This is a genomic window from Psychrobacter sp. CX90, assembly GCF_057396305.2.
Genome location: NZ_CM182008.1, coordinates 441,659 through 455,711 on the forward strand (window position 1 = coordinate 441,659; position 14,053 = coordinate 455,711).

12 protein-coding genes are annotated in these 14,053 nt (G+C 39.0%); 6 read left to right on the forward strand and 6 right to left on the reverse strand.

Annotated features, from left to right (window positions below; all coding sequences use genetic code 11):
- Positions 1-78 precede the first annotated feature (78 nt).
- The 3 genes from AC2SLN_RS01775 to AC2SLN_RS01785 all read left to right on the forward strand — a co-directional run bounded on the left by AC2SLN_RS01775 (position 79) and on the right by AC2SLN_RS01785 (position 4,067).
- Positions 79-2,166 (forward strand): lytic transglycosylase domain-containing protein, encoded by a 2,088-nt coding sequence (locus AC2SLN_RS01775; RefSeq protein WP_486548937.1) that lies wholly within the window; start codon positions 79-81, stop codon positions 2,164-2,166.
- Between the two features lie 451 nt (positions 2,167-2,617).
- Complete coding sequence (locus AC2SLN_RS01780) at positions 2,618-3,601, forward strand: malate dehydrogenase (protein WP_486531901.1); 984 nt, start codon at positions 2,618-2,620, stop codon at positions 3,599-3,601.
- A gap of 226 nt (positions 3,602-3,827) precedes the next feature.
- Positions 3,828-4,067 (forward strand): DUF2789 domain-containing protein, encoded by a 240-nt coding sequence (locus AC2SLN_RS01785; RefSeq protein WP_486548802.1) that lies wholly within the window; start codon positions 3,828-3,830, stop codon positions 4,065-4,067.
- Between the two features lie 305 nt (positions 4,068-4,372).
- Here AC2SLN_RS01785 and AC2SLN_RS01790 read toward each other — a convergent pair whose 3' ends face one another.
- From AC2SLN_RS01790 to hflX, 4 genes are all read right to left on the reverse strand, one after another.
- Positions 4,373-5,170, reverse strand: a complete 798-nt coding sequence (locus AC2SLN_RS01790; protein WP_486548936.1) for a lytic transglycosylase domain-containing protein — start codon at positions 5,168-5,170, stop codon at positions 4,373-4,375.
- 359 nt (positions 5,171-5,529) lie between these two features.
- Positions 5,530-6,234: an LrgB family protein gene (locus tag AC2SLN_RS01795; RefSeq protein WP_486548801.1), complete on the reverse strand. Its 705-nt coding sequence runs from the start codon at positions 6,232-6,234 to the stop codon at positions 5,530-5,532.
- A 14-nt stretch (positions 6,235-6,248) separates the two neighbouring features.
- Positions 6,249-6,662, reverse strand: coding sequence for a CidA/LrgA family protein (locus AC2SLN_RS01800; RefSeq protein ID WP_486548935.1), 414 nt, complete (start codon positions 6,660-6,662; stop codon positions 6,249-6,251).
- A gap of 723 nt (positions 6,663-7,385) precedes the next feature.
- Positions 7,386-8,819 (reverse strand): ribosome rescue GTPase HflX, encoded by a 1,434-nt coding sequence (hflX, locus tag AC2SLN_RS01805; protein WP_486548800.1) that lies wholly within the window; start codon positions 8,817-8,819, stop codon positions 7,386-7,388.
- A 507-nt stretch (positions 8,820-9,326) separates the two neighbouring features.
- On the opposite strand from hflX, the gene AC2SLN_RS01810 reads away from it, so the two are divergent.
- A complete protein-coding gene (locus AC2SLN_RS01810) occupies positions 9,327-10,103 on the forward strand; it encodes a lysophospholipid acyltransferase family protein (RefSeq protein WP_486548799.1) in 777 nt (258 codons plus the stop codon).
- Positions 10,104-10,319: 216 nt separating this feature from the next.
- Here AC2SLN_RS01810 and AC2SLN_RS01815 read toward each other — a convergent pair whose 3' ends face one another.
- Positions 10,320-11,360 carry an aldo/keto reductase gene (locus AC2SLN_RS01815; RefSeq protein WP_486548798.1) on the reverse strand — a complete coding sequence of 347 codons (1,041 nt, stop codon included), beginning with the start codon at positions 11,358-11,360 and terminating at the stop codon, positions 10,320-10,322.
- A gap of 68 nt (positions 11,361-11,428) precedes the next feature.
- The gene (gene fkpB / locus AC2SLN_RS01820; protein ID WP_486548797.1) at positions 11,429-12,007 is read right to left on the reverse strand and encodes an FKBP-type peptidyl-prolyl cis-trans isomerase; all 579 of its coding nucleotides are present in this window, start codon (positions 12,005-12,007) and stop codon (positions 11,429-11,431) included.
- A 790-nt stretch (positions 12,008-12,797) separates the two neighbouring features.
- Here fkpB and rpsL point away from each other — a divergent pair.
- Both rpsL and rpsG read left to right on the forward strand, forming a co-directional pair.
- Positions 12,798-13,172: a 30S ribosomal protein S12 gene (gene rpsL, locus AC2SLN_RS01825; RefSeq protein ID WP_486531893.1), complete on the forward strand. Its 375-nt coding sequence runs from the start codon at positions 12,798-12,800 to the stop codon at positions 13,170-13,172.
- 168 nt (positions 13,173-13,340) lie between these two features.
- On the forward strand, positions 13,341-13,814 hold the full coding sequence (gene rpsG, locus AC2SLN_RS01830) for a 30S ribosomal protein S7 (RefSeq protein ID WP_486531892.1): 474 nt from the start codon (positions 13,341-13,343) through the stop codon (positions 13,812-13,814).
- Positions 13,815-14,053 lie beyond the last annotated feature (239 nt).

Sequence of the window (14,053 nt, forward strand, 5' to 3'; positions counted from 1 at the left end):
CACAGTCAAGCTGCTTATCTAACTTCCCACCTAAACTTAAATGCTTACCTAAAAGAGGCGGGGCGTTTGTGTGGTTATATGGCCATGACGATGGCGTGCTTAGGAACAATAGGCGCCACTCAACTTGCTCATGCAGAACTAACCTTTGGGTCTTCTAGCAATCAAGAAAGCAGTAGCCGCTCGCAAACGGCCTATCCGAGCTCATATTCCAGTTCAAACTCAAATGCTTATCAAGGTTATGATAATACTAGTAGCAATACTGGTATTGGTTACTTTAATGAGGCCTATGATGCTGCTAAACAAAGTGATACCAGTGCGCTTTATAGATATGAGCAGATGATGAGTGGCGGTTTATTTGCGATGTATCCTGCCTATTGGCGGCTGGATAAGGACTTATCTACTTTAAACCCTGGTGTGGTATCCGGCTTTGCTCGCCAATATAGGGGTAGCGTGATGGCGGAGAAGTTGGCAGCAGATTATGCCGAAGTTAAGGCACAAGCAGGCGATTATGCTGCGGTGCGTCAAGTGGCAAACTTAGTCGCTAATGCAGATGGCAGCGAGAAATGTGCCATTGCTTTAGGGTTTAATAACGGCGGCGATGCCATAAGGGCGATATCTTTAAAATCTGATGTGTGGCTTGCAACAAAAAAACAACCCGCTCTATGCTCTCAACTCGCATCGGAGATGAATAATAACCCCATGATCAGTAATACAGATCGTAAAGAGCGCTTGATTCGGATGTTGAGAGAAGGGCGTACTGGAGACATTATTAACCTGTCTCGATCTTTAGGGGTTGCAGTGGATTATGCCACCTTAGGCGAGATACAACGTAATCCAAATTCTTTTTTAAACCGTTATGCGAATGAGCCTTATAGCGAGTTAAATCAATATCTATATTTGTATACGCTCGGACGCATCGCTGATAAGTCCTATCGCGAAGCTGCTATTCAGCTAGATTATGACTTACGTCAAGATAATCAGCGCCCACAAAAATTATTAAGTGACTCAACCCGCCGCTATGCTTATCGTATATTGGGTGTAAAGCGGATGAATTATAATACTGATGATGGGTTTAATGATGAGGCGGTAACTTGGTTTCGCAATAGTCTAGGGGAGTCATTTAACTTCGAAGAAGCCGAAGATTATGCTCATGCTGCTATTCGCTTTAGCCAATGGGATGATTTAATCAATGCCATTGGTAGTATGGATGCGGCTACTCAAAAGGAGGATATTTGGCAATATTGGTTGGCACGTGCCTACGAATTATCAGCAAAAAATAAAAATAAAAGTTTGGCACGTAAAATCTACCAACGTTTGGCTAACAATAATGACTATTATGGCTTCTTAGCTCAAGATAAAGTCGGACAGCGGTTCAATGTTGCTAAAAATAGTGCTAATACATTGCCGAGTGTATCAAATAGTGACACCAGCCGTATGCTTAAAGATCCTCATTTTGCGCGCGCCTTTGCTTTATATAACTCCAGTGCAGATCGTAGTTTTGCAAATAGAGAATGGAACTGGGCCGTTAAGGTAGCTCGTGACAACCGAGATACGGGTATGATAGTAGCAGCTGCTAAACACGCTCATGATATGGGCTGGCTAGATCGTGCTATATATGCCATAGACAATACCGATAGCGTTTATAATTATGCACTGTCACATCCAATGCCGTATCAAACATCTGTTGTTCGTTATAGCCGTCAGGTCGGTATTGATCCAGCTTGGGCTTATGGCATTATGCGTCAGGAAAGTCGATTTGTAAGCTCAGCTCGCTCTGGAGTTGGTGCCAGTGGCTTGATGCAAATTATGCCAAATACTGCCAAGTATATTGCTCGTAACTTAGGCGAATCTTACAGTTCTTCACGTGCTAATAGTGGTGATACCAACATTCGTTATGGCACATGGTATATGAGCGATATTATGAGCAAGTTAAACAATCAACCGGTATTAGCGACTGCTGGGTATAATGCTGGACCGAATAAGGCAAAACGTTGGCAACCTGTTTATGGTTCAATGGCAGCAGATCAATATGTCGAAACCATTGCCTATCCAGAAACTCGGGACTACGTCAAGAAAGTAATGGAAAACGCAACTATTTACGGTAGCTTACTTGGCTCAGCGACACCTATTTCCAAGCGTATGGGGGCAGTACCAGCAAGTTACTGATAGAGGCTTATAGTTATGCTTTAAGTTTGGTTTGAGTGATTGGTTTGAGCCGATATCTGAAAGGTGCTACACTTTTAGAAATGTTATGATATCTTAATGTTTTAGTACTAAGAAATTTTTAGTATTAAAAACATTGTACTACTAATATTCTGCGCCTCCTATGAGTGATCTATAAGTCTATCTATAATAGATTATGCAGAAATAGTTTATGACGATATGGGCTCCTTATATCAAGTATAAACTCAGTGATTTTAAGCGAGCGAGTCTGAGCACGCTTAGATTATTTAGTGCTTTTATGATTAACTTAATGATATATTACGACTGAAAATTTAAGGCTTACAAGCTTTAATAAGACTTTTAGAAAAGAAGTTATGACAAGAAAGTATAAAAACTACCTGATCATATATTAACTTTTCTTAACCTACGAGTTTTAACCCACTAGGAGAATTACATGAAACAACCTGTTCGCGTTGCCGTAACTGGTGCTGCTGGTAATATCAGCTATGCTATGCTATTTCGTATTGCTTCAGGCGAAATGCTTGGTAAAGATCAGCCCGTTATTTTACAGCTTTTAGAAATTACCCCAGCACTTGATGCTCTTAAAGGGGTAGTTATGGAACTTGAAGACTGTGCTTTCCCACTGCTTGCTGGTATTGTACAAACTGACGATGCTAATGTCGCTTTTAAAGATGCAGACTATGCATTACTCGTTGGTGCCCGTCCTCGTGGGCCTGGTATGGAACGTAAAGACTTATTAGAAGCTAACGCAACTATTTTCTCCGCTCAAGGTAAGGCACTAAATAGTGTTGCTAGCCGTGATGTAAAAGTATTGGTTGTTGGTAATCCTGCAAATACAAATGCTTTAATTGCACAGCGTAATGCGCCTGATTTAGATCCACGTAATTTCACAGCAATGACTCGTCTGGATCATAACCGCGGTATCGCTCAGCTTGCAGAAGAAACCAATAGCACGGTTAATGATATTAAGAAAATGATCATTTGGGGTAACCACTCTTCTACCCAGTATCCAGACCTCAGCCAGTGTACAGTGAATGGTAAGCCAGCACTTGACCAAGTTGATCGTGATTGGTATGAAAACAGCTATATTCCAGACGTTCAAAAACGTGGCGCTGCTATTATTGCTGCACGTGGTGCGTCTTCAGCAGCTTCAGCGGCTAACGCAGCTATCGCTCATATGCGTACTTGGGCTTTGGGTTCTGAGGAGAATGATTGGGTATCAATGGGTGTTTACTCAAATGGCGAGTACGGTATTGCTGAAGGCTTAATCTATTCATACCCTTGTACTTGCAATAACGGCGATTGGAAAATCGTTGAAGGTTTGGATGTATCATCTGATTTTTCAAAAGATAAAATGCAAGCAACGGAACAAGAGCTTACTGAAGAGCGTGATGCAGTAGCACATTTGTTGCCTTAGTAAGTAAAAGTAAATAGATATTAAAAGTTTTTCATAGTAAAAGAGCCTGCGTAATTGCAGGCTTTTTTTAATAAACTTAACCAATCTTAAGCTTATTCTATTACTACATAGCTGTAACACAAACCTAAACTATTTCATCATTTAAAATAGGTTTTTTTTGCTAAGATTAAACCAGTTCAGCTAGTCATTTTAATTTTAGGCATTTTAATTTTTGAAGGAGAGCAACATGTTAGGTGAGCCTGACTATACGATTAATGATTTATTTGCACAACTTGGCTTAGATAGCTCGGATGATGCAATCGATAAATTTATAGCCGAACACCCACTGGATAAGGATCAAGAGCTAGTAAAGGCAGATTTTTGGACTGAAAAACAACGTGCGTTTTTGCAAGAGGAGTGGACACTTGATGCGGCTTGGGTGGAAGTTATTGATGAGCTAAATGTACGGCTGCATCCTTCCGCCTAACTATAGTAATGCTTAGTCTATTAAGGCGGCTAAATTTAGCTATGCAGTTTTATAATCAAGCCAATCAATCCCATTGACCTTACTAGACTAGGTTAATAATAAAGTTAAAAAAAGCCCTCTCCTATGTGAAAGGGCTTGGAATTTCTGACTTTATAAGTGTTAATTTCAAAATATACAATATCAAGGTTAGTGTTAATTCAGTTAAAACTTCATTACTTGAGTAGAGTGTTGAACATTCAAACATTGAATTGATGGCGTCTGTTTTTTAGGCAATATGCAGTGGGGTTTTGAATGCTCAACAGACTCTAGTTATAGTTGCTACTGGTACCGAAAGAAATAGTGCCCCCATTTAAACTAGCGCGCTCAATCGTAACGTTGTTTCCAGAAACTGAGTTTACTGATGAGACATTTAAAAGGTTCGCATCATTTTTATAAAGTGAGTTATAACGTCCTAATACTTTTTTAACATAATTTTTAGTTTCTCTAAATGGTGGAATGCCACCATATTTATCAACGTTACCTTCGCCAGCATTATATCCAGCGACTACGTACTCAACTTTGCCTTTAAACCGTTTGGTAAGCCACGCTATATATTTGGCAGCGCCTTCAATATTTTCGCTAGGATTCCACGCATTGCTGACGTTAAAGCGACGGGCTGTTGCTGGCATCAACTGCATTAAACCTTGTGCGCCTACTGGAGAACGAGCATTTGGGTTGAATGCTGATTCTGTGTGCATCATTGCTTTCATTAATGCTGGGTCAACCCCATGCCTTGCAGCGGAAGCACGAATAAGATGGTCGTAGTTATTACGGTTAGAGCTAGGACTTGGCGAACCAAAACCACTATAATGAGCAGGGGCATTTGCAGAGTAATTAGAATTTGATTGAGCTTCGGAGTTTGGGTAGTAAGTTACTTTAACTTTTTGAGTGAATTTATCAAAGTTGCCAGAAGGGTTCACATTGGTAAGTAGAACCTGACCAGAGTTATCTTTGTAAACATACATATTACCTGCATAGGCAGGGATAATGATAGTTGAAATTAGGATACTGCCAAATGTTAAACGGCTCAAGCGGATGCTAATTTGGTTCAATAAATTCGTCATAGTCACGTGATAAAACCTCAAAATATAATTACAAGCTAAGTACCACACAATCATCAATGTAATGAGAAGATAAATTAGTTTTTCAAAATAGCTGATTTTTTTACTATCACACTATTTTTCTTACTATTACCCTATCATGATGGTGTGGAGTTGCAATATAACATAATTACTTATACTCAATCTAACCATTGAAATAATCTGTATCTTATCTCATTCATTTTAGCAAGATTCTGTAACATTAATAAATTGCCGCATTAATGAATTATCTTTGATTAAACATCTTATAAAGTTTGACAGACTAATATGACAATTTAGTTTTAAACATGTGCTGATAATGCATTTGGTTATAAAAAGTGATTTTATAAAATTGCCGCTAAAAACAGAGGTACCCACACAGCTGTCACTAGACCATTAACTGCCAGTCCGAATGCTGCATAACGACCCGCAGTGTGGCTAATTTGCCATGCTTCAACCGTACCAAATGCATGAGCAGCCAGACCCAAAGCTAATCCTTTGGCTCTATCATCTTCTACATGCTTAAATAAGGTTTTAGCGACTGCTCCACCGAGTAGACCTGAAACAATAATAATTAAATTAGCCATTGCCAATGGTGCTTGAATGATTTCAGCAATGCTCAAACCAATTGGTGTAGTCACAGAGCGACTGGCAAACGCTAAAATAGTATCGTGACTTAATGAAAACCCATAAGCCATGCCCATAGGTAGAAGGGCGCCTATGACACTAGCGATAATCACGATTAGGGTTAGCTTTTTAACAGGTAAGCTTTTAAAGTTCATTGTGGCTATCGGGATAGCAAGTAAAACAGTTACATAGCCCAATAAACGGTCGAATACGGGTTTAGAGACGGCATAATAGTTATTGTAATCCCAATTTAATATAAACAAGAAAGCATTAACCAAGACTAAGGCGGTAATTACCATGGGTAAGCCAGAAATACGCTTAGCCAAAATACGTGCAATAACGTGGGCAAAAAGCGTCAACAAAATTGCAGCGAATAGCACAGTATAAGTTGTGGAATTGGGCATCTGTACAATAGCGTTCATAGTAAGGCCCCTCTCTATTGATTGTTATCTAAGGTGGAGTTAGAGGGAAGCTCATCATTATTATCTTGCCGCCCTAACCAAAGATTTGCAAGTTTCGCCAGTCCCCATAGGGGTAGTAAGGTACTAACAACCATAGTAATTAGGATGCCCCAAAACTCGTTACCCAAGGCAAACAGCAGTAAACCAGCACCAGCAGAGACAGGTAAGAACGCAAACCCACTGTCTACTAACAATGTATTACTGGCCTGAGTAATCCAATGCGGTAGACCAAAAATAAATCGCCAAATAAGTAGAATGATGAACATGGCTATCATGCCAACAATATTTGCGGCACTTGCATAGCCCAATGCCTGACAAACTAACACTGCACCCTCGCGTACCACAATAACCATAGCGAGTGTCAATAAAATAGCAAGAGACAGTGCCATAGGTTTTTTTGACTTTGATGGTTTGTCAGATGGCGTTGATTGTTGAGTATCTACAGAGTTATTTGAGCGGGTTGCATTCGTCATAACCCATCCTTAAAAGAGTGGTATATGTTTAAGATTAATGACAAAGTAAGTCCTATATCATAGTGATGCTTATTGAGCTTAGCAATAGTTATAGAGTAGTGAATGATTTAGTTTCGAGGTTATTCTGATAATTTATTGACTAATAATACAGTATGATACACTACTATGATGCTGTTATTGTCCAGATCATTGGTTAAGACTAACTGCCTATATCAGGTTTTTTATTGACTCCTCTTTAATAATCTTAATTATAGTCTTGATTATAATGCTCATTGAACTAGGGTATACCCTCATAATATAAAAGAAGATATACCCTAGTTTGTGCTTATCTGCTTTAAGATATTTCGTTTTATTGTGAATAGCGAGTTAATATGGATACTGCTTAAAAGATCACTTAAAAAATATCGTAAAAAAATACAGCGAGCAATTTTATTGCTCACTGTACTACTCAGGTTGAATGTTAAGTCAGATTGAATGTTAAGAAGTAGATTGAATTTAAAGGGGGTGTTATAGAAGATATTAGTTTAATAGTATATCTAGCTCTTTATCTTTAAATGCTATTAGGTTTAATAATTTTTCTTCATTTGCCATCCATTTTCAATCATTGTTAACACATATTAATACATAGATAGTTGTAAGTTACTCTAGGCTAAGGTCTGTATCGCTATCTTTGTCTGCAATGTTAGCATTATCTAACTGAGGCAGGGTAGGTACTGCTTTTTTAGTTTCATCAGCATTTATTCGCTTTTCAAAAGGCTCTAGTAACGGCATCAATAACTGTGCCTGAGCTTTTGGTAACACCTCCAATGGGTCAATATTGGCTTGACCTAATAGCAGTTGCAGGGCTTCTTTAGGCAATCTAAGCGTAAGTAGTTCATGACCCTCTTCATCATAACCTTCCTGCTCAACAACGTCGAGTTTATAGAGCTCATTTTTGAGATTACCTGAATTAAAAGGTAGTGTCAGCTCAAAGGTGTGCAGTTTACCGGTTAATAGTTGCTGGACAGCGGTATGTAGCATGCTCATGCCAAGGTCTTCTTTGGCAGAAACATATACTCGGCTAGGAACTCCCGGTTTTATATAATTGATACGAGCAGGCTCATCGGTCAAATCAATTTTATTATAAACATTAAGAATAGGCACATCATTACCAATTTCGGCCAGAACTTCTTTGACGGCGACAATTTGCTCATGCATATCTGGACTTGAAGAGTCAATAACATGAAGCAATAAATCTGCTTCAAGCGTTTCTTCCAAAGTAGCATGGAAAGATTCAACTAATTCATGAGGTAAGTGACGCACAAAACCAACGGTATCAACCAGTACCACACGCCCAACACCCTTCCAGTCTAAGCGTCTTAGTGTTGGATCTAGAGTGGCGAATAATTGGTCAGCTGCATAAATCTCTTCATCACATAATTTATTGAATAATGAAGATTTGCCTGCGTTAGTGTAGCCAACCAATGAGATAGTTAATACATCAGATTTTTTACGTTTGGAGCGCCCTTGAGCACGAGTTTGCTTTACTTTATCGAGTCTGGATTTAAGTTGGTTGACTCTAACTTGTAGTAAACGACGATCCGTCTCAAGTTGAGTTTCACCAGGCCCACGCAAGCCAATCCCTCCTTTCTGACGCTCTAAATGCGTCCAACCACGTACTAAGCGAGTTGCAAGATGATTAAGCTGCGCAAGTTCAACCTGTAGTTTACCTTCATATGTGCGGGCTCGTTGGGCAAATATGTCTAAAATAAGGCCGGTACGATCTAACACACGGCACTGGCATATTGATTCAAGATTTCGCTCTTGAGAGGGGCTTAAACTGTGGTTAAAGATAACAATATCTGCGTCATGCAGGCGCACTTGCTCAGCGATCTCTTCTGCCTTACCAGAGCCAACAAAATACTTAGCATCTGGTTTTGATCTTGAGCCACCAACGATGGCTAACTGATCTGCGCCTGCTGAATCTACCAACAGTTTAAATTCTTCTAAGTCATCTGGATCCGCCAATTGTCTAATTTCTAAATGAACCAATATGGCTCGTTCTCCACCTTTGTGTCTTTCAAAATACTCCAAAAATATTCACCTATTTTTCATGTTTTATGGGTTAGTCTATTAGTATAGATACTATTTTAATTGATTGGTAATACAAGCCCTCAGTTTACAAATTGTACTTTATTGCGTTGCAATTTAAAGTGCTGAGGGCTATATCAAAGCATGACATACTGCCTAGAAGCTTATAACTTATTAGCCTACTACCTTAATAGCTTTATTAGCATTTATTAAGCTAAGTGTCTAATACATTAAACAGCGACTTAGACCAAACAGTTACTAATCACTAAGGTAGTTAAATAATTAAACAGAAACTAAGCAGGTTATGCAATGCTAGATTTTATTAAATCATTGTCTCTTTATGCAGGCTTTTTGAATTTATTAAAAGGGCTATTAAATAAATCGATACAAAAGTAATATAAAAATGAGTGAACGACTGGGAACTGAAATGCTTTTTTTGTTATACTTTTTTCTCAAAAAAATTTGCACCCTCAAAGAAATCATACGAATTAGTGCATTTGGAGATGTCAATTGTTTAAGGTTATCGGTAAGCCGTTTAAACGGGCTAAAGTTATTTCGGGTATCGCGGGTACTTTGATTGGAGGGTATAGGGCTGCTACTAAGATAGACGGTTGGAAAGAGCCACGCCGTGACATATTACCGAAGTATATTCAGGCTTTTTGTCGCAACGGTGCTGGGGCATTCGGAGTCAAAATAGTAGAAGTGGAGCCGGTGCCAAAAACTCATGCTTTATGGGTATCAAACCATATTTCCTGGATGGATATTCCGGTAATTGGTAGTGTTAGTCCTGCTTTTTTCTTATCCAAGGCAGAGGTTGTCAAAATGCCTGTTTTTGGGCCACTCGCTAAAGTGGCGGGCACGTTATTTATTCAACGTGGGTCTGGAGATGCAGGGTCAGTTGCCTCGCAAATGGCAGAATTTTTGCAAAAAGGCTATTCGGTTGTATTCTTTCCTGAAGGAACAACGACCGACGGTACGAAAGTTAAGAGAGTTCATGGAAGATTGCTGCAAGCCTCTATTGATACAAATATTCCAATTCAACCGATAGTCATCTGTTATTTAAATGAGGACGGGCAGCTTGATGATCAAGTCCCTTATTTTGGTGGTATTGGTTTGAAAGAGAGCTTATTTAAAGTAATGGATAGCAAACCTATAACAGCATATGTTCTACCACTTGAGCCCATTTTACCTGAAGGGAAGACATTTCGTGACCTAGCTAAAATATTGCAAGAACGTATGAATAATGGCTTAGCAGATCTACATAGCCGTGTGGTTAATAAACAGTAGCCTCTATTAATAATAGATTTAGTAAAAAAGCTTTAGTAAAAAGAACTAGATGCTTAAGCGTTTTTAAACTTAAAACCCTGATCAAAACATTTGAAGCTTTTGACTTTCAATGCTTTAGTTGATGAGGTTGTCCCAATATAGATTAAAACCTCGCTTGAAATAGGTAGCGAGGTTTTAATTTTACGTAAGAAGCTGACAATACCGTATAAATATACGCTATGGCGAAGGATTGGGTTGCTGCTTATGAATGTCATCAATAGCATCTAGTATATCTTGAGTTAATTCAATATTTATACTGTCAATATTGGCTTTAAGTTGCTCAATATTGGTCGCCCCAATAATGTTACTGGTTACGAAGTGACGTGAGTTAACAAAGGCCAGTGCCATTTGCGCCATGTTTAGGCCGGCCTCTTTAGCAATTTTGGCATATTGTTCAGTTGGCCATTGTGCCTCATCGGTAATATAGCGTAAATAGTTGTCGTAAATGGTTAAGCGTGCCCCTTCAGGCCGACGACCACCGAGGTATTTACCCGATAGCACCCCAAACCCTAGGGGAGAGTAGGCCAGTAGTCCAATATTTTCTCGATGCGATATTTCAGCCAACCCAATTTCATAGATACGGTTTAGAAGGCTGTATGGGTTTTGAATCGTTATCGGAGCTTTTAAGCCATTTTTTTCAGCCTCCCATAAATAGCGCATAACGCCCCAAGGGGTGTCATTAGACAAACCGTAAGCTCTGATACGACCTTTTTTAATTTCATTATTTAATGCTTCAATGGTTTCTAAAAAAGGCGTCAATTGGCTTAAATCTTGATCCGCCATGTCTTGTGTATAGCCACGTTTGCCAAAGCAGTTGGTTCGACGTTCTGGCCAATGTAGTTGGTAAATATCTATATAATCGGTTTGTAATCGTTTGAGGTTGCCCTCTATTGCTTCACTGATATGTTTGGCGTTAAAACGAGTTTGACCTTCCCTTAAAAAACTTAAGGGAGATATTTTGCTGGCGAGAACGACATCTCTGCGTTTTTGTGTTTTGGCAAACCAAGTGCCCATAAAGCGTTCTGTATCTCCAGTTTTTTCTTTGTCTAGTGGAGAGGGGTACATCTCAGCAGTATCCCAAAAGTTAACCCCATTTTCTAGGGCAAAATCCATTTGTTGATGAGCGTCTGCTTCTGTGTTCTGTTGACCCCAATTCATAGTGCCTAGGCAGATCTTAGAAACGTTATCGCCTAATTGAGGTAAAGTGGTGTATTTCATATCACAATCCTATTTCTTAGTTACTGTCTATTTTGAAGTATAGACGAAATCCTAGAGGAGTTGAAAACCTACATAATTTGTAGGCCAGTTTGACCTGAGGGGGTTACTCTGAAAATCTGCACTTTAAACAAAATGGATTGGCCGGCTAAGGGATGGTTAAAATCAACCTCAATATCGTCTTCATTCACTTTACTGACAACCCCTGGCAAGGTGTTTTTTCCTTTATCTTCAAACTCCAGCATCATACCAACTTCTGGTTCAGCATGGGTCGTCACAAATTGAGCCTTACTGAAGATTTGCACATTGTCTGCATTCCACTCCCCAAATGCTTGTTCTGGTTTGAGATGAGATGTGCGCATATCGCCCGCACGTAAGTTGTTTAGCACCTTTTCAAACCCTGGTAGTAAACTACCATCGCCGATAGTGAGACTTACTGGCTCACTGCGCATAAAAGTGGAATCAATAATAGTCCCATTTTCGAGCGAAACTTCGAAGTGCAGTACTACTTTACTCCCTGTGGTAATTCGGATGTCTTCACTTGGGGTTACAAAGTTAGTATCTTCATTATTAGAGGAAGGGGTACTAGAAGGATTATTAGACAGTGAGTGGCTCTGCTGCTGCTCTAATTCATCTTTGTCGTCAGTCATATTAATATCGCTTATGGTTAAACAGTTACAAAAAATTTTGAAAAATACTTTGTTGATTAAACTAAGTTTATCACAAACCTAATGATTCATAGGGTTATCAGGACATAAAGATATCCTGCCATAAGGGTACTACTCTCTAGCCCTTGCTAATTAAAGTTTAAAATCAAACTTAAGTGTCCATCAAATAGATTTAAATTGCTTTAAGCATAGAAGTAAATCTAGGAACACCTACAAAGAAAACGGATAATAAGCAGTGCCCTTATCCCATTACGAAGAACTAATTATGAAGAACTAGTTTGAACCTCACTTTAATGCAATTTAACGGTAATAAACTAGCCAAAATTTATATGAATATGTTATCGAGTGTCATGTATGATAGTTAATAACTGTGCTAGTTTAACTGTGCTAGTTAATATTAATTAACAGGCTATTGATGATAGTGAGTAATTTTTCGGGATACCTTTTTATTTATACGTTATACCAAATATGTTATATCAAACATGCATTCGCATCCGCTATTTTTAAGATTAGTTAAATAAAAGTTTGTTTGTCGCTCATAATGCATATGAAATTATGAATAAGGGTTACAGCATATTTTAACCACAAAACAAAAGTATCATGCACTTGAATATTTTAGTTAAAGTCTATAGAATGTAGTGTCCGAAAATTGGGGATACCGAAGCTTAAAATAAGCATGTCGTTTTATTTAAAACGTAGAATATATGCCATTTTAAAGCTGAGGATGTAATGCCCATTTTTTTGTATTTAACAAACGGGAGAAGGATGCCTTATGGCAACAACTAACCAATTGATTCGAAAGGGTCGTAAAGTATTAAAGGAAAAGTCTGGCGTTCCTGCGCTACAAGCTTGTCCTCAACGCCGCGGTGTATGTACTCGTGTCTATACCACCACACCTAAAAAACCAAACTCAGCCATGCGCAAAGTATGTCGTGTCCGTTTAACCTCAGGATTCGAAGTATCGAGCTACATTGGTGGTGAAGGTCACAACTTACAAGAGCATAGTGTTGTACTAATCCGTGGTGGTCGTGTAAAAGACTTACCTGGCGTACGTTACCATACGGTTCGTGGTGCACTTGACTGTGCAGGCGTGAAAGACCGTAAGCAAGGTCGCTCAAAGTATGGTGCTAAGAAGCCAAAATCTTAATCAGCACATCAACTATTATTATGCATAGGTTTGGTGTGGCATTAGCTCACATACCACTATGCAGTAAGGCTGGCTGGTAACCTTTATTAGTAATAATGAATAAGTTAAATCATGACTAATGAATAGTGTTATGAATGCCAGACAACCCTGAAGACAAGGAAATTTATTATGCCAAGACGTCGCGTCGTCGCTACCCGTGAGATCCTTCCAGATCCTAAGTTTGGTAGCCAAACTATTGCTAAATTCATCAACCATGTAATGAGTCATGGTAAAAAATCTACTGCTGAACGTATTGTTTACGGTGCATTAGAATTGGTTGCTGAAAAGCGTAGCATTGAAGATCCAGTTGCATTCTTTGAAGAAGTGCTTGAAAACGTTCGCCCAATGGTTGAGGTTAAAGCTCGCCGTGTTGGTGGTGCTACGTATCAAGTTCCTATGGAAGTACGCCCCTCCCGTCGTACTGCTTTAGCAATGCGCTGGCTTGCTGAGGCTGCTGCTAAGCGTTCTGAGAAATCTATGGCACACCGTTTAGCCGGTGAGCTTGCTGATGCTCATGAAGGTAAAGGCGCTGCTATGAAGAAACGTGATGAAGTTCACCGTATGGCTGATGCTAACAAAGCGTTTTCTCATTATCGCTTTTAATTTGAAGCTTAATCAAATCTTAACTAAAGTTTTGATTAACAGTAAGTCCATGTGTTGCTTAGGTTTTGTTAACTAAGCAGCACATATTTAAGATCATTTTACAAAATTAGCTGTTGATAGTTTAGTATTATTAGCAGCCATCTTATCATTACATTACCAGTCGGTTTATTATCCTGCCTTTTTGGTAAACTGAATATTTCGATGGTAATGTGAGTAGCTGAAACTTAAGTAGCTAAGAT